Here is a 23,404-nt window from a genome sequence, read left to right as displayed (position 1 = left end):
GAAATACAATGAAAAATAATATAAAATACACAATATTTTCGGCTTTAATAGCAACACTAAGCTTGCAAAGCTGTAAGGATAGCTATTTTGATAAATTAGCTGATAACCCCAATCAGGTTACCATTCCAACGCTGCCATCTTTATTGGCTACATCAACTGCAAAGGCAGGCCTAAACAATTATAATGTTGCCAGCATAATTGTACCTTATGTACAGTATACTGCAAATCCATCTGCAAGTGCGGCGGGCGATACTTATCAATCTATTGATTTTAGCACCACCTGGGATGCACTGTATTTCGCCATGGCGGATGCCAATGAAATGAAAAAACTGGCTATATCACAAGGGTCAAGCGAGTATAAAGGCGTTGCAGATGTGCTGATTGCCTATAACCTGATTATGGTTAACGATTTATGGGGCAATGCACCATTTTCACAGGCTTTTAACATAACGAATTTTACGCCGAAATATGATAGTGGGCAAGAGGTTTACAACCAGAGCATGGCCCTTGTAGACGAGGCCATTGTAGAATTGGCCAAAACAAATGCAACCATAAAGTTAACTCCTGCCAACGATCTTATTTATGGAGCCTCTGCGTCTACAGAGCGAGCCAACTGGTTAAAATTTGCTTATGCACTTAAGGCAAGGCTTTTAAATAAAGTAAGTAAAACATCTGCTTATAATGCAACGGCGGTACTTAGCGCAATAGATAATTCTTTTACTTCTAATGCTGATGATGCTGCTATGGGAAGTTTTGTAACCAGGAATTTTTGGGCAAGTGTAGCCATTGCAAATGCATCCCAATCATTAGGTGGATGGCTTTCTGAACAACTGATCGATCAGCTTAATGGTACCACATATGGTTTGTTCGATCCCAGAATCGCGAAAATAACCGATAAAACCATTAATAATGTTTACATAGGTACCGTAAATGGTGCAGGTAATCGGGGTACCGGAGGAAATACAACTAAAGACGAATGTTATATCTCTATCAATTCGCCCTGGACCAGCCCAACATCACCGATATTTATTGCAACTTATGCCGAATTAAAGTTTATTGAAGCAGAAGCTGCATTAACAACAAATAGACCACGGGCTTATGCTGCTTATTTAGCAGCGATCGGAGCTAATATGGATAAATTTCAGGTGGCAGCAACAGATAAAGCCATTTATTTGGCCGATCCAAGGGTATCAGTTGGTGAAGCTTCATTAACCAAAGATTTAATTTTTAAAGAAAAGTATGTTGCCACTTATCTGAATCCTGAAGCCTGGAATGATGCCCGCCGTTACGATTATAAGTATAAAGATTTTACGCTTCCGGTAAATGCAGTCTTAACCGATTTTATCCGCCGGTTAGATTATCCGCAAGGCGAAAGAAGTAAAAATGGCAGCAATGTGCCTGTTGATGTACCAAGAACTACCAGGTTATGGTGGGATCAGTAAGATAAAGCATATCGTGTTTGGCGGAAGGTGTTTTACACCATTCGCCAAACGCTATTCGCCATGCGCTCAATGCCAAACCCATTACGAAATGAAGAAACTATCGATTATCCTATTCGTTTTACTTTCTGCCTCCAGTGTATTCGCGCAGTCGTTCAGTTTAAAATCTGTTTTATCTTATCCTTTTCCAAGCCAATTGGTGGCCGCTCCGGTTGGCGCTAAAATTGCCTGGGCAGCAAACGAACAAGGGAAAAGAAATATTTATGTAGCACAGGCTCCGGATTACAAAGCAGTAAAAATTACAGATTATGCTGAGGATGATGGTCAGGAGCTAACCAGTTTGTCTATTTCTGCTGATGGAAAATGGATCGTATTTGTGCGCGGCGGAGATCACGGTGGACGGGATGGCGGTCCGGTTAATGCAAATTCGTCCCCTATTGCACCTAAAGTACAAGTGTTTTCTGTTCCTTTTGATGGGGGAAAAACAGTGCTTTTAGGCGATGGTGATTATCCCGTTATTTCGCCTAATAGCGACCAGGTTATTTTTGCTAAAAATGGCCAGGTGATGATCAGTCCTGTTGATGGAACATCGGCAGTGAAAAATCTATTTTATGCAAAAGGAATAAACGGAGCCTGTAAATGGTCGCCAGATGGCAAAAAAGTAGCCTTTATTTCCAACCGTAACGATCATTCTTTTTTAGGGATTTATACCGATCAGCAAATACCGGTTAAATGGCTAATGCCCTCTTTTTCCAAAGATAATACCCCGGTATGGTCGCCTGATGGAAATGACATTGCATTTATCAGAACACCTGGTGCCGGAGGTGAAACCGACTCCATTTTAACCAGGAAGCATCAACCATGGGCCATTTGGACAGTAAATGTTAATACAGGCGTAGGAAAACAGATCTGGAAAGCACCAGAAACTTTACGCGGTTCTTTCCCTTCAATTGATGGTGGAGCAAACTTATTATGGGCCGATGGAAAAATTATTTTTACTTCCTATGAAGATGGGTGGCCACACCTTTATGCCATTAATCCTGACGGATCAGAAAAAATGTTGCTTACCCCGGGTAATTTTGCTGTAGAGAACATTAAGTTAAGTACAGATAAGAAAACATTGATTTTTGCAGCCAATACAGGCAAAGATGCCGATGACCTGGATAGGAGGCACATTTATAAAGTTTCGGTCAGCCAGACCGATATGCAACCCTTAACCCATGGAAAAGGCATAGAAGCCTATCCGGTTATTTCGGGCGATACCCAAGCATTTTTCTGTTTGAGCGCTACTGCCGAAAGACCGCTTTTACCTGCGCTTATCAATCCCGGAAAAGCACTAAAGCTCATCGGCGAATCTCTTATTCCCAATGATTTTCCCCTCAAGGATATGGTGATGCCTAAACATGTTAACTTCAAAGCTGCTGACGGAAGTACTGTTTATGGCCAATTGTTCTCCCCAAAAAAGGTATTTAAAAATCAACCTGCTATCGTATATGTACACGGTGGACCGCAAAGGCAAATGTTTTTAGGTTGGAATCCTATGGATTATTATTCGATAGATTATGCCTTAAATCAATACCTCGTTAATCTTGGCTTTACTGTTCTCTCTGTTAATTACCGTTTGGGGATCGGCTATGGTTATGATTTTCATAAACCCTTACATGCAGGAGCACAGGGGGCATCAGAATACCAGGACATTAAAGCTGCGGGCGACTGGCTTGTTGAACAGCCCAATATCAACAAAGAAAAAATCGGGATTTATGGTGGTTCTTATGGCGGATACCTGACCGCGCTTGCCCTTGGTAAAGATTCTAAACGGTTTGCTGCTGGGGTAGATATACATGGCGTAAATAACCGGTTTACTACTTTAGCGCAGGAAGGGCGGAAGCCTGCACCCGATGCAGTTCTTGCTGAAAAGATAGCCGAAGAATCGTCGCCGGTAAGTTATATGAATACCTGGACTTCGCCCACATTGATTATTCATGCTGATGATGATAGAAATGTTGCTTTTAACCAAAGTGTAGACCTCATTAAACGCTTTGAAGATAAAAAGTTTGATTTTGAGTTTCTCGCCATCCCGGATGATACCCACCACTGGATGAAATTTTCTAACGGTTTAAAAGTAAGCGAAGCAACCGCCGATTTCCTTAAAAGAAAGTTGATGGAGAAAAAATAGTTTGAAATCGTATGGTCATCCTGGGCCTGTCGAAGGGCCACAATAATTTAATTGTTAGAAGGTCTTCAACAGGCTCAGGCTTACAACGTTGATTTTTTATATTGAGCTTTTTTTAATCCTTTTTAAAATCATCAGGCTTAGTGGGTTAAAAGAATATCCGCTAATATTGTTTTGCAACATCACAACCGACTGATCGTAGAATAAAGGAACAACCGGGGCAAAATCCATAACCATTTGGTCCATTTTGCGGTACAGCTCAAATCTTTTCTCATTATTGGTTTCATAATAGCTTTTTTCGAAAAGCTGGTCAAATTCCTTATTGTAAAAAGCCGTATAATTGGGGCCGTAAGGCACTCTGTTTTTGGAGTAGAACATGGAGAGAAAATTTTCTCCATCGCCATAATCTGCCAACCAGGAGCCGCGGAAAAAATTGACGTTGTTTTTGGACATCAGGTCTCTTAAACTGGCACTTGGACTGACATCAATTTTTACCTTGATACCTATCGCCGTAAGCTCGCCCTGAATAAACTCAATCAGGTCTTTATAAGTGGTGGTAGTGTTTAAGGTAACTTCAGTTAAACCCCTGCCTTCAGGAAAACCGGCTTCTGCCAAAAGTTTGGCGGCAAGTTTAGGATTATAGGCATATCCACGTACAGCCAGGCTGTCAAAACCAGGCATTCCTTTTGGAATAAAACCAGAGGTTGCCGCAATACCGATCCCGTTTCTTAAGTATTTGATCAGTCGGTCGCGGTCTATCGCATAATTAATCGCCTGCCTGATTTTTTTTAGCCTCAATGGCGATTTTTTTACAATTGAAAGGTTTGTATCTACTAATATTCCAACATATTCCGTACAAAGGTATGGGCTTTTGGTCAGCGTAAATTTTCCCTTGTATTTTGAGGTCATTTTTCCGCTTTTGGTCAGGATATCATCGCGGTAGCTCCCGTCAACATTGTAATAAAAATCAAGGTCTTTTTTTAGGAAACTCATAAAGCCACTTTGTTTATCCGTTATAAATGTGGCTTTTAGGGCATCCAGATAGGGCAGTGCCTTTCCTTTTTCATCTTTTTCAAAATAATGCTCATTTTTTAAAAGCACGAGTATTTCGCCCTCTTTCCAGTATTTAAATCTAAACGGGCCAGTTCCAACCGGGTGGCTCCTAAAATCCTTTCCATAATGTTCTACCACCTCTTTGGGTACTACTGAGCAGTATTGTGTGGTAAGCAAACTCATAAACGGCGGAAAAGGACGAACCAGTTTAATCTTGAAAGTAGAATCGTTAAGGGCTATAAAATTGTTTTTATCTTTCACTTTATCGCTAAAAATCCAGCCACCCGACGAGGCTACTTTTGGATCAATCAACCTGTAAAAGCTGTACACAAAATCGCTTGCCACAACTTTTCTGCCTTTTCCGTTTTTAAATATCGGATCGTCGTGAAAATAAACATCATTGCGCAGATTGAAGGTGTAGGTGAGTGCATCTTCCGAAACCTGCCAACTTTTTGCAATGCAAGGAAGGGTTCGTAATGACGAATCGATCTGTACCAGTCCGTTAAAGATTTGATTCGTCATCCAGATGGCGTTCTGGTTGCGTGCAAAGGCAGGATCAATAGAGGTTAAACCCTGATCGAGGTTGATATTGAATACCTTTTTGTCTTTATGGTCATTATTTTCCTGGCAAGAAAAGAGTAAGATGATACAAAAAATCCAAAATATATATTTAAATGAGCCACGCATGCGATCAGGAATGTTATTTTTGCACAAATTAATAAATTTAATGCAGATGTCTTTTTTAAACGATTTATTTATTGGCCTCGATGCTGCTAAACAGGAAGAACTACAGGAACGTTTAGATTTAGTGGAGCACAAAATTAAATTTATGGATAAAATGCCTGTAGCCTGCCTGGATACCGGCAACAATCCTGGCTATCTTTTGTCAGAAGAAATTGCGCTGGCAGGAGGCAGATTGGAAACCGATATTTTAAGTGCTGTTTTCATCATTTACTATCAGCCGGGCAAAACCTTAACAGATTTGATGCGCGAAGTGCCTTCTGTATTGGATACCGATTGGCCGGCCGTAAAAAATAGCCGCATCATTTTGTTAAACGATGATGTTGAACGAGAAAGGACAGCCGAAAATGCAGTTTCACTTATAGAAGATATTGCCGAAATGTTACACCCGGGGTCCTTTATTTTTGGCCACGAAGGTGATAAGTGGATCAGGTTTGAAGTTTAAATGAGATTAGATATGAGGCAGATGAAAAAGTAATCCTGTTGGTTCAAAACCCTCAGCCTTCCTGCCTTCAACCTTAAAGCTCTCTGATCTGGTATTCTTCTATCTTGCGGTAAAGCGTAGTTAAACCAATGCCCAATAACCGCGAAGTTTCTGTTTTGTTTCCTTTGGTATGGATCAGCACTTTCTGGATATGCTGTTTTTCTATCTGTTGCAGGTTATAATCGTTTTCTATTGGCGCAAACTCAAAAAACTCCGGTGGAAGTGCGGTTGCACTCAGCGTATCACCATCTGATAAAATAACCAGGCGCTCTATCACGTTTTTTAATTCACGGATATTTCCCTTCCAGCTATGATCGCTTAAAATGGATAAAATCTTATCGTCCATTTTTGGTGTTGCGCGGTTCACCTTATCGGCAAATTCTTTTAAATAATGTTTAGCCAATGCAGGGATATCGGCTTTACGCTCCCTGAGTGGTGGCAAAATGATGGTGAAAACGGAAAGCCGGTAATAAAGATCAGACCTGAATTTTCCGGATGCCGCATCTGCTTTTAAATCTTTGTTGGTGGCGGCTAAAATCCGCACGTTTACCTGTTGGGTTAAGGTATCGCCCACTTTTATAAAGGTTTGGCTTTCCAATACCCGTAATAACTTGGCTTGTAAATCGAGGTTCATTTCGCCTATCTCATCCAGCAGTAAAGTACCTCCATTGGCTTCTTCAAGCAGGCCCTTTTTATCTTTGTTTGCGCCGGTAAAGGCCCCTGCTTTGTAACCGAACAGTTCGCTCTCCAATAAATCGGGGCTAAAACCGCTACAGTTTAAGGCTACAAATGGTTTGGCCGCCCTCGGACTTTCGTAATGGATAGATTGGGCGAAAACTTCCTTTCCTGTGCCGGTTTCGCCTAATAACAATACCGTAGTGTCGGTTGCACTTACTTTTTTGGCAAGATCAATGGCTTCTTTTAAGGCTTTTGATTGACCGATAATGGTTTCGAAGCTGTGTTTTTTGGCGATTTTGTTTTCCAGGTCGGAAACCCTTCGCTGCAGGTTAGATTTATCCATGGCTTTGTATAAAAGCGGAATAATCTTTTCATTATCGTCGCCTTTTACAAGATAATCAAATGCACCGTTCTTAATTGCCAAAACGCCATCAGAAATGGTACCGTAGGCAGTAAGGTTTATAATTTCTACATAAGGCTTTATGGCTTTAATATCTTTAACCAGCGCAACGCCATTTACATCAGGTAATTTTACATCACTGATAACAATACTCACATCATTGCTTTTAAGTAGTTTAAGGCCTTCTTTCCCAGTACCCGCCTGTAAGGTTTTAAAACCTTCGAGTTCTATAATTCTTGAAAGTAAACTGCTGATTTTCTTTTCATCATCGATGATGAGGACCATCCCATTCATAGGTAAAAATTATGCTGCAATATTAACAATAAATATACCGAATAATTAACGATTGTGATAATTGGACCCTTTCGGCTTTAGCTCGAAACTAAACCAATCAGGCAGAAGATAAAAATAGCTTTTCAATATGGAAAGAAGCCTTTCAAAATGATATGATTTTGTTCATACTTACTGCAATGGTATCTGTTTTTCAAAATTTTTGCATTGATAATCAGTGTTTTATTATTTTGTTCTCTACGCGGGTATCGCTTTTGATGACTGGCAGTTATGAAATTTTATTAAAATGAATAATTCAATCATTTTTGTCAGGGTAGCAACCAACGCAGATGCAAAGTATGCAGATGAAATTGTTGCAGAAACTCAAAGTTCCGCACTATTAAGAGGTTCGGGAATTGCGAAAAGAACACCGGCTTCAGTTGTCGAAAAAATGAATGCCGGGAAAGCCGTTATCGCAGTAACTGGAGCTGGCGAATGGGTTGGTTTTTCTTATTTCGAAAGCTGGCAGAATAACACCTTTATTTCCAATTCAGGATTAATTGTTGCCCCTAAATTTAGAAATGCTGGCGTTGCAAAAAGTATTAAAAACCGGATTTTCAGTCTCTCCCGTCGCTTGTATCCCGAAGCCAAAATATTCAGCATTACATCCGGCGCAGCCATTATGAAAATGAATAGTCAACTGGGATTTGAGCCTGTAACCTTTGCACAAATTACTCAGGATACCGCCTTTTGGGAAGGCTGCAAAAGCTGTGTTAACTATGCTATCCTCGAGAGCAAAAATAAAAGCAACTGTTTATGCACGGCCATGTTGTTCAGCCCCGAACATATCGATCAAATTATCGCCAGTGCAGAAAATACCCTGCAATTGAAACAGAACCTAAACCTTAAAAGCATTTAATAAACCGTTATGAATACTGTAGAAAAACAATTAACCAGCCATCCTGATTTAAACCACTTGTACAATGAAGCGATAGAACTTTTGTCGGCTTTAATTGCCATACCATCTTTTAGTGGTTCAGAACAAGGCACTGCAAATAAAATAGAATCGCATTTGGCTAAACATGGCATTACTACTATCCGCAAAAACAATAATGTATGGTGTTACAATAAGTATTTCGACCACGCAAAACCAACTATTCTGCTCAACTCGCACCATGATACTGTAAAACCGAATGAGCAGTATACATTAGACCCTTTCCATGCCATAATTTATGATGAAAAAATACATGGCCTGGGCAGTAACGATGCAGGCGCTTCGCTGGTATCGCTTATTTCTACCTTTATTTATTTTTACGAATCGACTGATCTTGCTTTTAATTTATGTTTGGCAGCTACCGGCGAAGAAGAAAATTCGGGCTTAAACGGCATCAGAAGTATTCTGGATGAGCTTAAACCCATTTCTTTTGCAATAGTAGGCGAGCCAACAGGTATGCAAATGGCTATTGCCGAAAAAGGTTCGATGGTGATTGATTGTGTAGCCAAAGGCCGATCTGGCCATGCCGCACGTGAAGAAGGTGACAATGCCATTTACAAAGCCATTAAGGATATTGAATGGTTTTCACATTTTCAGTTCCCGATTGAAGACCATTTACCTGCTCCGGTAAAAATGACCGTTACAGAAATAAATGCGGGTTTGCAGCATAATATTGTACCCGGCGAATGTCATTTTACGGTGGATATCCGTTTCGATCATAATTATACCCCGCGCGAGATCCTGAATGTGATCATCAACCATACCTTAAGTGATTTTAACGTTCGCCCTAATGTGCTCCATCCTTCTAACATCGATATATTACATCCGCTTGTAGTGGCCGGAATGTCGCTTGGCAGAAAAACTTATGTTTCCCCTACCAGTTCCGACCAAGGCTGGCTGACCATGCCTTCCGTAAAAATGGGGCCAGGGGAATCAGCAAGATCGCATACTGCAGATGAGTTTGTACTGATTGAAGAAATTGAAGAAGGAATAACGCTGTATATCCATTTGCTCGAATCTGTTTTTAAAATCTTGTAAATCGGAGAAACGCTATTTTTTGTACCTTTTTCGTTTCGGAGGCATTAAAGTAGAAGCTTTTTGAGCATATTTGATGTGCAAAACAAATATTATGTTTAAAAGATTAACTGCACTATTTATATTATGCTTTCCTGTAATATTTTGCATGGCCCAACAAGTACGTCCGGCAAAATCTTCAGAAATTTATAGAGAACTCAAAACCTTGAAACACCTGCCCAAGGTTTTATATCTAGCCGCTCACCCTGACGATGAAAACACCGGTTTATTGTCCTGGTTAATCAATGATCAAAATGTAGAAACGGCATATTTATCACTTACCAGGGGCGATGGTGGGCAAAATCTTTTGGGTACCGAGCAAGGTGCTGCTCTGGGCTTAATCAGAACACACGAACTTTTAGAGGCACGCAGATTAGATGGAGCACAGCAGTTTTTTACCAGGGCCATCGATTTTGGCTTTTCGAAAAATACCAACGATACCTTTAAGCAATGGGATGCCGATAGCATTACGGCCGATGTGGTTTGGGTGATCAGAAAATTCAGGCCAGATGTAATCATCTGCCGTTTCCCACCTACAGCTGCTGCGGGGCACGGGCAACATGCTGCTTCTGCTGTGGTTGCAGAAAAAGCTTTTAAAGCTGCTGCCGATAAAAATATGTTTCCTAACCAGCTTAAATATGTTTCCGTTTGGCAGCCAAAAAGATTGTTGTGGAATACCTTTAGGTTCGGGTCTGTAAATACAACGGCCGAAAATCAATTAAAAGTTACGGTTGGCCAATACGATGCGCAACTGGGCATGGGCTACGGTGAGCTGGCTGGTTTAAGCAGAAGCCTGCATAAAAGCCAGGGCGCAGGAACCCAATCAGTAGCCGGCGTTCGAACCGAATATTTTACCCATGTTTTGGGCGATCCTGCTAAGCGAACACTATTTGATGGCATAAATCTTAACTGGTCGGAAAAAGGAACCGGTGATATTGACGAACTGATTGATATTGTGCTGTTATCTTTCAATTACAACCAGCCTGATAAGAGTTTGCATGGCTTGTTGATGCTCAGGAAGAAAATTGCCGAATTACAGGATCAGGCTTTAAGAAAAGATAAACTGGCGGCTATTGATCAGATTATTTTAAGCTGTGCAGGTTTTATGGGCGAAGTGGTAACCAACCAGCCCGAAGCTATAGCAGGCAATAGCTATAACTTTCGCCTGAATTTAATTTCAAGATCGGCTACGCCGGTAATTGTAGAAAGTGTGAACTGGTTAAACCAAACCGATAACCTGAACAGGAATATTGCTAACGACTCACTGATTACAGTTGAGCGTAAAATCCAGATTCCGGCTGATGCAGCACCTACCGAACCTTACTGGTTAAGCAAACCTGCAAAAGATGCGGCAACTTTCAGTGTAGCCAACGATACCTTAATCGGTTTACCGGAAACACAATCGCCCATCAATGTGCTATTGTTGCTGAAAATTGAAAATGAAAAATTTGAGATCAGATTGCCTTTATCTTATAAAAAATTAGATCCGGTTAAAGGCGACGTGGTAGAAGCACTGCGGGTTGTTCCGCCGCTTGATTTAAGTTTTGCTGAGCCTGTTTATTTTGCTAAAGAAAAAGAAGCATTAAGTGTTACACTCCGCTTAAAAGCGAATAAAAATATCAATTACGGTAAGGTGAGCTTTAAGATCGGTAAACAGGTGATCAAAACTTTCCAGGGAATTAATCTGGCAGAAAATACCATAACCATCAAAGACTTTCTGATCCCGGCAGAAGATCTGGCGAAAATAAAAACGAGCCAGAATAAACTCGAGGCTGTTTTCTCATCAGAAGCGAACGAATATTCGAAAGGGCAGGTTTTGATCCAATATCCGCATCTACCCACCTTGCAATATTTCGTACCTGCCACTACCTGGTTGATAAAAGGCGATGTAAAAGTACTGGCCAAAAAGATCGGATACATTGAAGGTGCCGGCGATTTAATCCCTGAGTTTTTAAGGCAGGCTGGTTTGCAGGTAGATGTGCTCAGTGAAGCCGATATCCTGAATGCAACAAAACTGGCTACTTATGATGCCCTGGTAACCGGTGTAAGGGTGATCAATACCGAAAAAAGGATTAAAAACTGGCAAACCGCATTGCGTAATTATGTAGAAAATGGTGGCACCATTGTAATGCAATATAATACCACACAGGATATGGCCTTACAGGATTTCGGGATTTATCCCTTCTCGATAAGCGGTAAAAGGGTAACCGAAGAAAATGCGGAAGTTAAATTCTTAAACCCTAACCACAAACTGCTAAATTATCCGAATAAAATCACTGCCGAAGATTTTAAAGGCTGGGTGCAGGAACGTGGTGCTTATTTTCCTGATAAATGGGATGCAAAATACGAAGCCCTTTTCGAAATGAACGATACTGGCGAAGAACCGCTTCAAGGATCAACGCTTTATGCAAAATATGGTAAAGGGAATTTTATTTATACACCCTTGGCCTTTTTCAGGCAGTTGCCTGCAGGTAATGTGGGCGCAGCGAGATTGTTTTTTAACTTTTTATCGGCCGGGAAGTGATGAAAAATCAATTTAAAAACTGGAATACCTGGTATGTATTATTGGCATTGGCGTTGGCATTCCAGATTGTATTTTATTATTTCTTTACTAAATTCTGGGCATGAGTAATATCGATTGGGCAGTATTGATATTTACTTTACTTGCCGTGGTAGCTTATGGCGTCTTTATTGGCCGCGGACAAAAAAGTAATGCTTCTTACTTAAAGGCCGATAATAAAATGCCCTGGTACATTGTGCTTTTGGGTATTATGGCTACCCAGGCCAGTGCTATTACTTTTCTGGCGGCACCAGGGCAAGCCTATACCGATGGCATGCGCTTCGTTCAATATTATTTTGGATTACCTTTGGCAATGATCGTGATTTGCATCACTTTCATTCCGATTTTTCAGCGTCTGAATGTTTATACGGCTTATGAATACCTGGAGAACCGGTTTGATAAAAAAACACGTGTATTAACCTCGCTGCTCTTTCTTTTTTCACGCGGATTATCAACCGGGATCAGCATTTATGCACCCAGTATTATCCTTTCGAGTGTTTTAAACTGGAATATTTATTTAACCAATATTTTAACCGGGGGCATACTGTTAATTTATACTTACGTTGGAGGTGCCAAAGCCATTGCACATACGCAGAAATTACAGTTTTTGATCATCCTGGGTACCATGGCCTTCGCCGGGTACCTTCTGGTACAGAATATGCCAAATGGGATCGGTTTTAAAGATGCACTTTACCTGGCAGGTAAATCAGGCAAGTTAAATGTAATTACCACCGGTTTCGATTGGAAAGACAAATACAACATCTGGAGCGGATTGATCGGCGGTTTTTTTCTGGCACTTTCCTATTTCGGAACAGACCAAAGCCAGGTTGGCCGGTATATCACTGCAAAAGACAATACGAATGCGAAAATGGGATTGCTGCTAAATGGGGTGGTTAAAATTCCGATGCAGTTTGCCATCCTTTTAATCGGTGCATTGTTGTTCGCCTTTTTTGCGCTAAAACCCGCTCCGATTTATTTCAACGAGCGATCTTACCAGTACTTAAAAGAAACCCAGCCACAACAGGCTGCTGTTTTTGAAAAAGAACATATTGCACTGCAACAGAAATTTAACGAGCAATCAAAACATGTTCTTGAAGAAAAAGAAAAACAATCTCCAACATTAAATGCTTCGATAGCAGATTTTAAGTCGATCCAAAAACAGGTAAAAGAATTGCACGGCAGGGTAGAGGAAGCCATTAATAAATCTAACTATAATGCCGAAAAAACCGACACCAATTATATCTTTTTATACTTTGTAAAAAATACGCTGCCTGTAGGCATGATCGGTTTGCTTTTTGCCGTCATCTTTTTGGCCAGCTGGGGGTCGATTTCAGCAGCACTTAATTCTTTGGCTGCTTGTTCCTTAAAAGACGTACACCTTATTTTTGAGAAAAAAGAAATAGCAGACGAAGATGAACTGAAATATAGCCGCCTGCATACCTTAGCCTGGGGAATTTTCTCCATTGCGGTGGCCATGTTTGCCACACAGATGGGATCGCTTATTGAAGCCGTAAATGTATTGGGTTCACTCTTTTACGGCCCGATATTGGGCATTTTCTTAGTGGCTTTTTATTTTAAAAAGATAAACGGACCTTTAGTATTTATTGCTGCAATTTTGGCTGAAATTGCGGTTATTGCCATATACAAATTCGATATTGTTTCTTTTCTGTGGTTAAATGTAATCGGCGCCTTTGCGGTAATTATATTTTCGTTGTTGGGCCTCTTATTTTATCAGCCTAAAACCGTAATGGCAAATAGACCTTAATTTTTACTTCAGGAAGATATTGGAAACTCGGCTGCCTAAGCAAAATTCTATACCTTTATTTTGACCAATTAAAGTAATAATGCGAATATGAACCAAGCTTGGATTGACCGATGGAACGACCGTTACCGTACAGATGAGTTTGCTTATGGCGAACAACCAAATAATTATTTAAGAGAACAGTTAGAAAAGCTTAGTCCCGGCAAAATACTATTTCCTGCAGAAGGCGAAGGGCGCAATGCGGTTTTTGCGGCCAAACTGGGTTGGGAGGTTTCAGCTTTTGATATCAGCCTGGAAGGGAAAAATAAAGCCCTCCGGCTCGCAGAAAATAGTCAGGTCAGCGTCGATTATCAGGTTGGTCAATTGGAAACATTAAATTATAAGCCTGAACAATTTGATGTCTTGGCACTGATTTATGCCCATTTTCCGGCTGCAATTAAATCTTCTTATCACAAATCTCTCCGTGCTTATTTGCGTAAAGGGGGCATAGTTATTTTCGAAGCTTTCAGTAAAAACCACCTCGGTTACCTGGCCAAAAACGAAAATGTTGGCGGGCCAAAAGAGGTTGATATGTTATTCTCTATTGAAGAAATAAGATCAGATTTTGCTGATTTTGACATCATCACATTAGAAGAAAAAGAGATTGAACTGAGCGAAGGTTTATTCCATAACGGGCAAGGTTCTGTAATCAGATTTGTAGGTCGGAAAAAATAGAAAATCAATGGTGAAATAATAAAGCGTTTCCAGCGTTTTTAGACACTGGGATTATAGTTTTTTCAGCCTAAAAGTATAAATTCGTAAAATCAAAAAACAACAAAACAGATAAATATAACTCTATGAAAACGATGATTAAATCAATCGCGTTGCTATTAACAGTAATTACCATTTCTGTAAATGCAATGGCTCAAGATGCTCAGCCGAAGCCAAGCCCTGCGGCAACGGCAACCGGAAAAGTTAAAGGCGCAACCATCACCATCAATTACAGTAGCCCGGCTGTAAAGGGACGTAAAATCTGGGGCGGTCTGGAAGCCTTCGATAAAGTATGGCGTGCTGGTGCAAACGAAGCTACAACTTTCGAAACCGATAAAGATATCCTGGTTGAAGGCAAACCTTTGGCAGCCGGAAAATACAGTTTCTTCTTGATCCCTAAAGAAAGTGGTACCTGGACAGCTATTTTTAATAAAGAACCTAAACAATGGGGGGCTTACAAATACGAAGAAGCAAAAGATGCGTTACGGGTAGAAGTTAAAACCAAAGCCTTAAAAGCAACACAAGAACGTTTGGTTTACAAAATTACCAAAAATGGTTTCTCTTTGGATTGGGATAAAATCTCGGTTCCGGTTACCATTAAATAACTTAAATAAAATTATTCAGAGCCGTCCCAGTGTTAAAATTGGGGCGGTTTTTTTATGTTTTTTTGAAAATGATGGTGCCGGAATTCTCATGTTTATAGTTTATAGCGTACATAGAACCTTATCCTATCGGTCGGTGTCTCACCGACCGAAATATATCGCCATTGCCTAGGTTCGCGTCCTCACGTACCATAAAGCATTATTTATGCCATCGATCGCTGTCTCATTGGAATAGAATCAGGAAATGAGCGGCTTGTAGTTCTTGGCGGTTTGCAGTCCTGCTTTCGCTTATAGTCCTCGCCGCGCTCCGAGCTATTCCGCTTAATCAGGTTTAGGAACAAAGGGTTCTGCATCTTAGGAGCCCTAAAAAATGAAAAACCGTTTTGGCTACCTAGCCATCGCCTAGGTTCGTGTCCTCACGTACCATAAACTATTATGTTAGCCATCGATAGCTGTCTCACTGGAATAGAATCAGGAAATGATTGGTTAGTGGTTCTTGGCGGCTTGCATTCCTGCTTTCGCTTATAGTCCTCGCTTCGTTCCGGGCTATTCCGCTTAATTACGTTTAGGAACAAAGGGTTCTGCACCTTACGAGTCCTAAAAAATGAAAAACCGTTTTGGCTACCTAGCCGTCGCCTAGGTTCTCATCCTCACGTACCATAAAGCATTATTTATGCCATCGATCGCTGCCTCATTGGAATAGAATCAGGAAATGAGCAGCTTGTAGTTCTTGGCGGTTTGCAGTCCTGCTTTCGCTTATAGTCCTCTCCCGATGAAAAATCGGGATGCGGGCTATTCCGCTCAATCAGGTTTAGGAACAAAGGGGGCTGCACCTTACGAGCCCTAAAAAAGAAATACTGCTTTGGCTACCTAGCCGTCGCCTAGGTTCGTGTCCTCACGTACCATAAACTATTATGTTTGCCATCGATAGCGAAATAAATTTAGCTTTAGAATTTGTAAATAATTGGTCAGAGGTTTTTGATAAAAAATACAAAAAAAATAATAAAAACGGCAAACTTATTTCAGATATTCCTGTTGTTCTAATATAAAATAAACATCATGGCACCTTTAAAATTAAGCGAAGAACAGCATGCTGCATTAAGCAATAGAAGCACATTAGAACAAGTTGAAGAACAGCCTTTAGAACTTCATCCGGAAGCGTACAAAGTAAAAGGTCCGTCACCGGATAAGATGAAAACGGTATCGTCATCGTTAAGGAATTACGCCCACGGTTTGTATGGATTATTGTAAAAAATATCTTCAAAAAATCTCATCATGCCAGATTTATATAAAGCAGCCAAATTTTAAAAATATGGCTGCTTTTTTTTATGCAATTCCTACCTTACCATAATGAAACAAAGTGCGGGAATATTGCTCTTCAGAAAAAAGGATCAGGAAATTGAATTTTTTCTTGCTCATCCGGGCGGACCATTTTTTATAAACAAAGATCAGGGCTTTTGGACGGTACCCAAAGGCGAAATAGACGAGAATGAGGAACCCTTAGCGGCTGCTATCCGCGAATTTGCTGAAGAAACAGGTGAAAAACTATCCGGTGATTTTATCGAGTTAACCCCAATTGTTCAAAAAGGGGGCAAAAAAGTTTTTTGCTGGGCAATAGCAGGTAACCTGGCCCCTGAAGTTTTCGTGAGCAATACTTTTGAATTGGAATGGCCGCCCCGTTCGGGTAAGAGGCAAAGTTATCCGGAAATGGACAAAGCCGCCTGGTTTAATTACCCGGATGCGGTTAAATACATTAACGAAAGACAAATTGCATTGCTTGATGAACTGATCGCCAAATTAGGCGGTTAATTCGAAATGTAACTTTTCCTTTTCGGCACCATTGATAATTACCGATAGCTGATGATCGCCCAAATGGAATTTTCTGGTGGTAATTAACACAAATTTTTGTTTACGTATTACCCTAACTGCTGCACCAGGAGGATAAATCTTCTCCGAAATCTTGTATACCTTCTTTGTATTCTGGCCATTTTGTTTTTTATAATAAATGGCATATTCAAGGCGCACTTTTTGTCCGGTAGGATTTTCGTTGGTGATTGAAAATGAAAATTCTAGGCTTTCCCCGATTTTAATGGTTGGGTTAAGGATTTTAAAGTCTCTCAGCAAAATGCCTTTATCATCCAAGCCATAATGTTTAAGAATAGCTGCGTGTCCCTGTTTAAGCAATGTTCTGCTGCCGTGCTTAATAATGGCATCAGTATCGCTACTTAAACCCGACCATTTTTTAACCACATTTAGTACCACTTCCGGATGATCTTTTGCAATATCATTTAAACTGTTGGCCACACTGCGCCTCACATACTCAGAGGGATCTGTTTTAAGGTTCTCCAGTAAGGGTAGGATGGAAGTGGGATCTTTTTTCAGAAAAGGAATGCCCATCGCCCAGGGCAGGCGTGGTCTGCTGCCCTCGCTGGCCAATCTTCTAACTTTATGGCTCTCGTGTAGTGACCATTGCTGCATCCTTAAGATCATTTGATTTCCGTACCTTAAAATAAAAGGGCGCACCGCAAATTCGCAGCTTATAAACTGGGTAACAAACTCAAGTGCCTCAACTGAGCTTTCAAAATCGTTAATGCCATAAGTTTCGATATAATCTGGCAGAAACATATAGGCTAATCCGTCTTCTCCTATACCCTGCGCCCTTAATTGTGTGATGGTTTTTTTGATCAGCTCAATACTTTGCTGATAATCCTTTGGTAAAAAATGGTGCAAAACCTCCGATGTATGTTTCATCCGCTCTTTAAGTTCCTTTGCCTCAAATTCAGGTATAAAAATGGCCTTAATAAATTTTTCTTTATCAAATTTTGGGATACTAACCGCCAGGGCATTGCTTAAACGATCGTAAAAAGCAGGAGAGTATAAATCTTTCAGGAGGCTGGCCATATTTTGTTGTTTGTAAAGTGTGTGATCAAGTTTATCAGTTAGCTAAAATACTAATTTTATTAGTATTTTGGGTCCGGATAATTAAAATAATCATTTTGCAGTAGTATTTTTACCAATCGCTAAACAATTTCAGCTTTTTCTTTATCACATTTGTTTAGTATAAAAACAATAACATGAATACAACAAAAATAGGTTGGATCGGCTTAGGCAACATGGGAATCCCAATGGCAGAACAATTGATAAAAGCCGATTATGCCGTTACCGTTTACAACAGAAGTAAAGAAAAAGAAGCTGCTTTAAAAGAAATGGGAGCATTGATTGCTGAAACACCCAAAAACCTGATCAGCCAAACAGAAGTGATTATATTAATGGTATCGGATGATGCGGCAATAGAGCAGATTTTTAATGGACCTGAAGGGCTTTTCAGTGTAGAAATTTCGGGTAAAATTATTGTTAATATGAGTACGGTTTCTCCTGCTATTTCAAAAGAAATGGCCGCTTTGTGCAAAGAAAAAGGAGCGGAATATTTAGATGCCCCGGTTTCTGGAAGTGTAAAGCAGGCAGAAACAGGACAATTGGTAATTATGGTTGGCGGAGATGAGGCTGCTTTTGAACAAGTTAAACCGATACTCGAAAAAATGGGTAAAATGGTGGTGCGTTTGGGTGATGCAGGTGTAGGTAATGTAGCTAAACTGGCTATTAATTCATTATTGGCTTTATATACACAAGGCTTGGCCGAAACGGTGGTATTTGCCAATCAACAAGGAATTAAAACGGAAGATTTGCTTAATCTGCTCAATAATGGCGCCATAGCCAATGTTTTTACCAAAATTAAAGGCGATGCCATTATAGCCGATAACTATAAGCCTGCTTTCGCCCTTAAACATATTGTAAAAGATTTAAACCTGGCTAAAGCAATAGGGCTTAATTCGCCATTAGCCAAAACCACATTGCAAACGTTTGAGGCAGCAACCACCAGATATGGAGAAGAAGATCTAATTGCCGTAATTAAGCAGGTTAAAGGATAAAGAGATACCTATATTATCAAAAAAATAAGAGTTTCATGTATACCTTATCGCAGGGGTTTGGCTATATTTTTAATCCACCGAAAGTGCTTCCTAAAATAATGGCCAGTACAATTAAGGTAATAATTACATATAGTTTATCCTTTTCGAGTATAAAAGCAAACAGTGAGCATACGATGCGCATAATAGGGGTAATGATCAAAAGCAATACTCCGAACTGGATAATGGCCATAGGTTTAAAAGTAAAAAGGCCCATAAAGATACCTTTGAAAGTAATAAAGTCGTTTTCTTCACCTTTAAAAATATGGTAATCAGGCTGGGCCTGATTACCGTTTTGAACCAAAAAAAGTATGCCGCCCAATAAAACAACCAGGCTTGCGGTAATTACGCCAAATCTCAGTAGTTTGCCTACAATTTTTTCTACATCGCGGTCTTGTATAAGATGTGTGGAAGTGATATTTTTCATTTGTCCTTAATTAGAATTTATGGTGATAACCATTGTAAATCATTTCGAGTGCAACAAAAGTAATGGCGATACAGAAAATAATCCTTAAGGTTGAGGGGTTGATCCTGGTCAGTAATTTAGCCCCTGTAAATGCTCCGCCCAATACACCCAGCACCACGGGGAAAGCGATACCCGGGTCCATATAACCACGTTGCAGGTATACCACGGCACTGGCTGCTGCGGTAACACCGATCATAAAATTACTCGTTGTTGTACTTACTTTAAAAGGTATTTTCATGGCGGTATCCATTGCCAGTACCTTTAATGCCCCAGAGCCTATTCCCAACAGGCCCGACATTATCCCTGCTATCGTCATAATCGAAAAGCCTGTCCCAACGTTTTTGAGTTGATACTTAACCGTTCCCGTTTGGGTGGGATAGCTACTGTTAAGCTTCAGCACGGCAGATAACCTGCTCCCTTCGGTTAAGGCCTCCTGGTTCTTTTTTCTTAAGGTCATTGCAGCAGAAAATAGAAGCACAGCACCAAAAAGAATGGCTATGGTATTGGTTGGGGTATATATCGCAATCAGGGCGCCAATTACAGCCCCAATGGTAGTGGCAATTTCCAAAAACATCCCCAGCCTGATATTGGTGATCCCCTCTTTAATATAAGCACTTGCCGCGCCCGAAGAGTTGGCAATAGAAGCCAACAAGGCGGCACCGATGGCATAACGGATATCAACATGGAAAACGAGCGTAAGCAATGGGATTACCACTACTCCGCCGCCGAGACCTGTTAACGAACCCACCAGGCCTGCGAGGTATGCACCGAGCAATAAAATGAGGGTAAAAGTTAAAATTGGCATGATTATATATTTTAATGATTGTTGTTCAATATAGTAGTGATGATTTGGCGGGCGGTATCGGCATCCCTGTTTTTTATCGCATCAAATAATGCCTCGTGTAAATGATGGCTCATGGCAAAATGGGCAATGCCAGAAGGTGCACGTTTGGCAAAAAAATCGCGGATAATTAGGGTGAAACTTTCATAGAGGTCATTTAGTACCCGGTTTCCGCACGCTCCGGCAATGGCCAGGTGAAATTCAATATCGGCATTGGTGCATGCGGTTCTCGATTCGCTTTCGATGGCCAGCTTTCGTTTTTCAAGTGCCTGGCCAATGGCATTTAAATCAGAATCACTTCTGTTCTGCGTTGCTAAACGTACAATTTCCTGTTCGAGCAATGCCCTGACCTGATTGATTTCTTCAAAATCAGAGCTACGCAGGCGCTGTTCTATAGGTTCGGCAGGCACTGCATTAACTTTTGTTCCAAAACCTTGCTGAACGGTAAGAATTCCGGATAAGGTTAATGATTTAACCGCTTCTCTGATGGTAGAGCGGCCAACCTGGTATAATTCCATTAAGGCAGGCTCAGAAGGGATTTTTTCTCCGGCTTTAAATTTGCCTTCTTTAATGTTATTCCTGATTTTAAGGGCTATCTGTTCAAAAAGCCTGCTTTCCTGTTTCATTACTTTTAAAATAGTGATACAAACATACGATGTTTTATTTAAACATCATATGTTTTGTGTCGTTTTAAGATCATTTTAATGCTGCAGGCGTACTGACTTTGTTACTTGCCGCTACACCTGCGGTATTTTGAATATTTATTAATTTTCCCTAATTTGTTTTTAATACCCATTCGGCACTACCTAATAATTGGTTTATTAACAGATGATTCTACCATCGTTTCTGACCTGCACCTACTCTTAAAAACTATGGCTATAATCAAGAAGATCAGATCCATCTTTAAACGCGTTATCGAATTCCTTTCCCCATCAAATAAATTACCCGCACTTGCTCAGAAATTAGTCGCCGCTTTTGTGGTTATATTCCTATCTACTTTGCATGTTTTATATCTTATCGGAGATGTATCACCAATATACCTTTTTGCTTACCTGTTGTTTTATGTGGGTTGTGGAGTTATCTTCTCCGTTTTATTGGTTTGGCTATTAAAACTGGTCAGGTGCATTCCTTCTGCTTACCAGGTGGCCATAATATTCAGTTATCTGGCTGCTTTTTATTTTTTTCATTTACCCACCAATTATGGTTGGTTATTGATCCTATCGACCGTTATATTACCGGTATTCGTGCTAACAGGGCTTTACCAATGGAAAAAGGGTGATTTATTTCCTCTGAAGAGTCCAAAACGTATTCTCTGGTTTGCGATATTGCTTGTTTCTTCGGTTGTTTTAGTTTCAGGGCTCATTATGTTACTGGGGCAGGGGAGTAAGCCACAAACCGTTATCAATTATAAATTGCATGGAGGGCTGCCCTTAGCGCTAAATTTACCTGATCCCTCAGCAAGAGGGCGGTATAAACCTTATTTTCTGACTTATGGCAGTGGAAAAGATAAATGGCGAAAAGAATTTGCAGATGGTGTTACCATAAAAACAAGCAGCATAGATGGTTCCCGGTTGCTTACTTCATGGACCGGGATTTCGGGAAAATTAAGAACCTTATATTTTGGTTGCGATGAAAAATCGTTACCCATGAATGCGCTGGTATGGTACCCCCGTGAGAAAAAAGAAAAACTTCCGCTGGTGATGATTATCCATGGAAACCACCTGGGGCAACAAGCTTCAGATCCGGGTTATGCTTTTTTGGGTGAGCTACTGGCCAGCCGTGGTTATATGGTCGTATCGGTAGATGAAAATTTTTTAAACCTCTCATTAACCGATCTGGATGTATTTGGTGGCGGATTAAAAAATGAAAATGCAGCCCGGGCATGGTTGCTTTTAAAACACCTTGAACTTTTACGCAACTGGAATAAAACACCTGGCAATATATTTTATAACCGTTTGGATATGAATAAAATTGCCATTATTGGCCATTCGAGAGGGGGAGAAGCTGTAACCCATGCCGCTGTATTTAATAAACTAAGCCATTACCCTGACGATGCCAGAGAGAAATTCGACTTTAATTTTAATATTGGCGCCGTAGTAGCCATTGCACCTGTTGATGGCCAATATAAACCCGGAGGAACTTTAACTGTTGCAAAAGATGTTAATTTTTTTGTAATACAAGGTGCACTTGATATGGATATGCAGACTTATGGCGGGTTAACTACTATGAAAAGGATTCAGTTTTCACCGGGATTTAATGGCTTTAAGGCCGGACTTTATTTAAGCGGAGCCAACCATGGTCAGTTTAATTCAGTATGGGGAAGGAGAGATGGCACCGGGCCAGGTATCAATAAGTTTAATTTAAAACAATTAATGGATGAGAAGGAACAGCAAAAAATATTAAGCATCTACATCAGCTCGTTCTTAGAGTCAACAATTAATGGCAATGAAGGTTATAAGCCCTTATTCATGGATGCGAGGTTCGGCAGGAACTGGTTGCCCAAAAAGATTTACATGAACCAATTCGAACCGGCCCAAAAAACGGTATTGGCTGATTTTGATGAAGATATAGATGTTAATACTTCAACAATTAATGGTGGCCGGATTACAACCAGTGGTTTAAGGCAATGGAAAGAACAGCAGAATAAATTTTTATGGGGAATACAGGTTACTAAAGGGGTTTATTTAGGGTGGGATAGCCTAAAACACCAGAGCGGTTTTTTCTCGCTTACACTTGCTTCCCCGCTTTCTTTATCAGGAAAAATGTTGAGTTTTTCTCTGGCAGCTAACAAAGAAAATACGGATGGCCATGCAAAACCAACAGATTTTACCATTATACTTGAAGACAGTGAAAAGCATAAACTTTCGTTTCCATTGAGCAGTTGTAGTATGTTGCAGCCACAGATCGCTAAAAATCTGGGTAAATTTAGCTTTTTTGACGATTATCCAAATTCGGAAGCTGTACCCGATTTTTTCTATTTCGATATTGCGAAACTCCTGAATGCTGAAACTAAACTTCGGCTCAACGACCTTAAAAAAATCAAATTTATTTTTAATAAAACCCGCTCAGGAGATATTATTCTTGATGATCTTGCTCTGATTGATAAACCATCAAAGCCTTAATGCTAAATTATCTGTTGTTGAGTAGGCTTA

The 23,404-nt window shown here is 40.4% G+C and carries 20 protein-coding genes; 14 read left to right on the top strand and 6 right to left on the bottom strand.

Going from position 1 to position 23,404, the window contains the following annotated elements:
* Window positions 1-8: 8 nt before the first annotated feature.
* Window positions 9-1,442, top strand: coding sequence for a SusD/RagB family nutrient-binding outer membrane lipoprotein (locus ACFSR6_RS07465; protein ID WP_379077048.1), 1,434 nt, complete (start codon window positions 9-11; stop codon window positions 1,440-1,442).
* An 88-nt stretch (window positions 1,443-1,530) separates the two neighbouring features.
* Window positions 1,531-3,615, top strand: a complete 2,085-nt coding sequence (locus ACFSR6_RS07460) for a S9 family peptidase (protein ID WP_379077045.1) — start codon at window positions 1,531-1,533, stop codon at window positions 3,613-3,615.
* Between the two features lie 96 nt (window positions 3,616-3,711).
* Here ACFSR6_RS07460 and ACFSR6_RS07455 read toward each other — a convergent pair whose 3' ends face one another.
* Window positions 3,712-5,352: an ABC transporter substrate-binding protein gene (locus ACFSR6_RS07455; RefSeq protein ID WP_379077042.1), complete on the bottom strand. Its 1,641-nt coding sequence runs from the start codon at window positions 5,350-5,352 to the stop codon at window positions 3,712-3,714.
* 46 nt (window positions 5,353-5,398) lie between these two features.
* Here ACFSR6_RS07455 and ACFSR6_RS07450 point away from each other — a divergent pair, with 46 nt between their 5' ends.
* Window positions 5,399-5,851, top strand: coding sequence for a hypothetical protein (locus ACFSR6_RS07450; RefSeq protein ID WP_379077040.1), 453 nt, complete (start codon window positions 5,399-5,401; stop codon window positions 5,849-5,851).
* A gap of 73 nt (window positions 5,852-5,924) precedes the next feature.
* Here ACFSR6_RS07450 and ACFSR6_RS07445 read toward each other — a convergent pair whose 3' ends face one another.
* The gene (locus ACFSR6_RS07445) at window positions 5,925-7,262 is read right to left on the bottom strand and encodes a sigma-54-dependent transcriptional regulator (protein ID WP_379077037.1); all 1,338 of its coding nucleotides are present in this window, start codon (window positions 7,260-7,262) and stop codon (window positions 5,925-5,927) included.
* A 283-nt stretch (window positions 7,263-7,545) separates the two neighbouring features.
* Between ACFSR6_RS07445 and ACFSR6_RS07440 the strand changes: the two genes are divergently transcribed.
* From ACFSR6_RS07440 to ACFSR6_RS07400, 9 genes are all read left to right on the top strand, one after another.
* Complete coding sequence (locus ACFSR6_RS07440) at window positions 7,546-8,157, top strand: N-acetyltransferase (protein ID WP_379077034.1); 612 nt, start codon at window positions 7,546-7,548, stop codon at window positions 8,155-8,157.
* 9 nt (window positions 8,158-8,166) lie between these two features.
* The gene (locus ACFSR6_RS07435) at window positions 8,167-9,270 is read left to right on the top strand and encodes a M20/M25/M40 family metallo-hydrolase (protein WP_379077031.1); all 1,104 of its coding nucleotides are present in this window, start codon (window positions 8,167-8,169) and stop codon (window positions 9,268-9,270) included.
* 145 nt (window positions 9,271-9,415) lie between these two features.
* On the top strand, window positions 9,416-11,830 hold the full coding sequence (locus tag ACFSR6_RS07430; RefSeq protein ID WP_379077028.1) for a PIG-L family deacetylase: 2,415 nt from the start codon (window positions 9,416-9,418) through the stop codon (window positions 11,828-11,830).
* A gap of 100 nt (window positions 11,831-11,930) precedes the next feature.
* Window positions 11,931-13,631, top strand: a complete 1,701-nt coding sequence (locus ACFSR6_RS07425) for a sodium:solute symporter (RefSeq protein WP_379077024.1) — start codon at window positions 11,931-11,933, stop codon at window positions 13,629-13,631.
* An 87-nt stretch (window positions 13,632-13,718) separates the two neighbouring features.
* Complete coding sequence (locus tag ACFSR6_RS07420) at window positions 13,719-14,342, top strand: class I SAM-dependent methyltransferase (protein WP_379077021.1); 624 nt, start codon at window positions 13,719-13,721, stop codon at window positions 14,340-14,342.
* A 122-nt stretch (window positions 14,343-14,464) separates the two neighbouring features.
* Window positions 14,465-14,983 (top strand): DUF2911 domain-containing protein, encoded by a 519-nt coding sequence (locus ACFSR6_RS07415; RefSeq protein ID WP_379077019.1) that lies wholly within the window; start codon window positions 14,465-14,467, stop codon window positions 14,981-14,983.
* Between the two features lie 911 nt (window positions 14,984-15,894).
* The gene (locus ACFSR6_RS07410) at window positions 15,895-16,029 is read left to right on the top strand and encodes a hypothetical protein (protein ID WP_379077017.1); all 135 of its coding nucleotides are present in this window, start codon (window positions 15,895-15,897) and stop codon (window positions 16,027-16,029) included.
* 10 nt (window positions 16,030-16,039) lie between these two features.
* Window positions 16,040-16,231 carry a hypothetical protein gene (locus ACFSR6_RS07405; protein ID WP_183761941.1) on the top strand — a complete coding sequence of 64 codons (192 nt, stop codon included), beginning with the start codon at window positions 16,040-16,042 and terminating at the stop codon, window positions 16,229-16,231.
* 99 nt (window positions 16,232-16,330) lie between these two features.
* Complete coding sequence (locus ACFSR6_RS07400; RefSeq protein WP_379077015.1) at window positions 16,331-16,789, top strand: NUDIX domain-containing protein; 459 nt, start codon at window positions 16,331-16,333, stop codon at window positions 16,787-16,789.
* On the opposite strand, the gene ACFSR6_RS07395 is transcribed toward ACFSR6_RS07400, so the two are convergent.
* Window positions 16,778-17,881, bottom strand: coding sequence for a DNA alkylation repair protein (locus ACFSR6_RS07395; RefSeq protein ID WP_379077012.1), 1,104 nt, complete (start codon window positions 17,879-17,881; stop codon window positions 16,778-16,780). The genes ACFSR6_RS07400 and ACFSR6_RS07395 overlap by 12 nt on opposite strands.
* 173 nt (window positions 17,882-18,054) lie before the next feature.
* On the opposite strand from ACFSR6_RS07395, the gene ACFSR6_RS07390 reads away from it, so the two are divergent.
* Complete coding sequence (locus ACFSR6_RS07390) at window positions 18,055-18,909, top strand: NAD(P)-dependent oxidoreductase (RefSeq protein ID WP_379077009.1); 855 nt, start codon at window positions 18,055-18,057, stop codon at window positions 18,907-18,909.
* 61 nt (window positions 18,910-18,970) lie between these two features.
* Here the strand turns inward: ACFSR6_RS07390 and ACFSR6_RS07385 are convergent, their stop codons facing one another.
* Genes ACFSR6_RS07385 through ACFSR6_RS07375 form a run of 3 tightly spaced genes read right to left on the bottom strand, consistent with a single transcriptional unit; the run spans window position 18,971 to window position 20,878 of the window.
* Entirely contained in the window at window positions 18,971-19,372 is a 402-nt protein-coding gene (locus ACFSR6_RS07385; protein ID WP_379077006.1) for a DUF1634 domain-containing protein, read from the bottom strand.
* A 10-nt stretch (window positions 19,373-19,382) separates the two neighbouring features.
* A complete protein-coding gene (locus tag ACFSR6_RS07380; RefSeq protein WP_379077003.1) occupies window positions 19,383-20,216 on the bottom strand; it encodes a sulfite exporter TauE/SafE family protein in 834 nt (277 codons plus the stop codon).
* 11 nt (window positions 20,217-20,227) lie between these two features.
* The gene (locus ACFSR6_RS07375; protein WP_379077001.1) at window positions 20,228-20,878 is read right to left on the bottom strand and encodes a FadR/GntR family transcriptional regulator; all 651 of its coding nucleotides are present in this window, start codon (window positions 20,876-20,878) and stop codon (window positions 20,228-20,230) included.
* A gap of 246 nt (window positions 20,879-21,124) precedes the next feature.
* On the opposite strand from ACFSR6_RS07375, the gene ACFSR6_RS07370 reads away from it, so the two are divergent.
* Window positions 21,125-23,374: an alpha/beta hydrolase gene (locus ACFSR6_RS07370; protein ID WP_379076998.1), complete on the top strand. Its 2,250-nt coding sequence runs from the start codon at window positions 21,125-21,127 to the stop codon at window positions 23,372-23,374.
* The last annotated feature ends 30 nt before the right edge of the window (window positions 23,375-23,404 follow it).

Source organism: Pedobacter vanadiisoli (genome assembly GCF_042684385.1).
GTDB classification, from domain to species: Bacteria; Bacteroidota; Bacteroidia; order Sphingobacteriales; family Sphingobacteriaceae; genus Pedobacter; species Pedobacter vanadiisoli.
Note: the sequence above shows the minus strand (reverse complement) of the source record. Positions and strands in the feature narration are given on the sequence as shown.

Excerpts from the sequence above, each read along its gene's own strand:
- ACFSR6_RS07450 (WP_379077040.1), top strand. The coding sequence starts at position 5,399 with ATGTCTTTTTTAAACGATTTATTTATTGGCCTCGATGCTGCTAAACAG.
- ACFSR6_RS07375 (WP_379077001.1), bottom strand. The coding sequence starts at position 20,878 with ATGAAACAGGAAAGCAGGCTTTTTGAACAGATAGCCCTTAAAATCAGG.
- ACFSR6_RS07400 (WP_379077015.1), top strand. The coding sequence starts at position 16,331 with ATGAAACAAAGTGCGGGAATATTGCTCTTCAGAAAAAAGGATCAGGAA.
- ACFSR6_RS07420 (WP_379077021.1), top strand. The coding sequence starts at position 13,719 with ATGAACCAAGCTTGGATTGACCGATGGAACGACCGTTACCGTACAGAT.
- ACFSR6_RS07370 (WP_379076998.1), top strand. The coding sequence starts at position 21,125 with ATGGCTATAATCAAGAAGATCAGATCCATCTTTAAACGCGTTATCGAA.
- ACFSR6_RS07435 (WP_379077031.1), top strand. The coding sequence starts at position 8,167 with ATGAATACTGTAGAAAAACAATTAACCAGCCATCCTGATTTAAACCAC.
- ACFSR6_RS07395 (WP_379077012.1), bottom strand. The coding sequence starts at position 17,881 with ATGGCCAGCCTCCTGAAAGATTTATACTCTCCTGCTTTTTACGATCGT.
- ACFSR6_RS07440 (WP_379077034.1), top strand. The coding sequence starts at position 7,546 with ATGAATAATTCAATCATTTTTGTCAGGGTAGCAACCAACGCAGATGCA.
- ACFSR6_RS07425 (WP_379077024.1), top strand. The coding sequence starts at position 11,931 with ATGAGTAATATCGATTGGGCAGTATTGATATTTACTTTACTTGCCGTG.
- ACFSR6_RS07445 (WP_379077037.1), bottom strand. The coding sequence starts at position 7,262 with ATGAATGGGATGGTCCTCATCATCGATGATGAAAAGAAAATCAGCAGT.
- ACFSR6_RS07390 (WP_379077009.1), top strand. The coding sequence starts at position 18,055 with ATGAATACAACAAAAATAGGTTGGATCGGCTTAGGCAACATGGGAATC.
- ACFSR6_RS07465 (WP_379077048.1), top strand. The coding sequence starts at position 9 with ATGAAAAATAATATAAAATACACAATATTTTCGGCTTTAATAGCAACA.
- ACFSR6_RS07410 (WP_379077017.1), top strand. The coding sequence starts at position 15,895 with ATGTTTGCCATCGATAGCGAAATAAATTTAGCTTTAGAATTTGTAAAT.
- ACFSR6_RS07455 (WP_379077042.1), bottom strand. The coding sequence starts at position 5,352 with ATGCGTGGCTCATTTAAATATATATTTTGGATTTTTTGTATCATCTTA.
- ACFSR6_RS07460 (WP_379077045.1), top strand. The coding sequence starts at position 1,531 with ATGAAGAAACTATCGATTATCCTATTCGTTTTACTTTCTGCCTCCAGT.
- ACFSR6_RS07380 (WP_379077003.1), bottom strand. The coding sequence starts at position 20,216 with ATGCCAATTTTAACTTTTACCCTCATTTTATTGCTCGGTGCATACCTC.
- ACFSR6_RS07430 (WP_379077028.1), top strand. The coding sequence starts at position 9,416 with ATGGCCCAACAAGTACGTCCGGCAAAATCTTCAGAAATTTATAGAGAA.
- ACFSR6_RS07415 (WP_379077019.1), top strand. The coding sequence starts at position 14,465 with ATGAAAACGATGATTAAATCAATCGCGTTGCTATTAACAGTAATTACC.
- ACFSR6_RS07405 (WP_183761941.1), top strand. The coding sequence starts at position 16,040 with ATGGCACCTTTAAAATTAAGCGAAGAACAGCATGCTGCATTAAGCAAT.
- ACFSR6_RS07385 (WP_379077006.1), bottom strand. The coding sequence starts at position 19,372 with ATGAAAAATATCACTTCCACACATCTTATACAAGACCGCGATGTAGAA.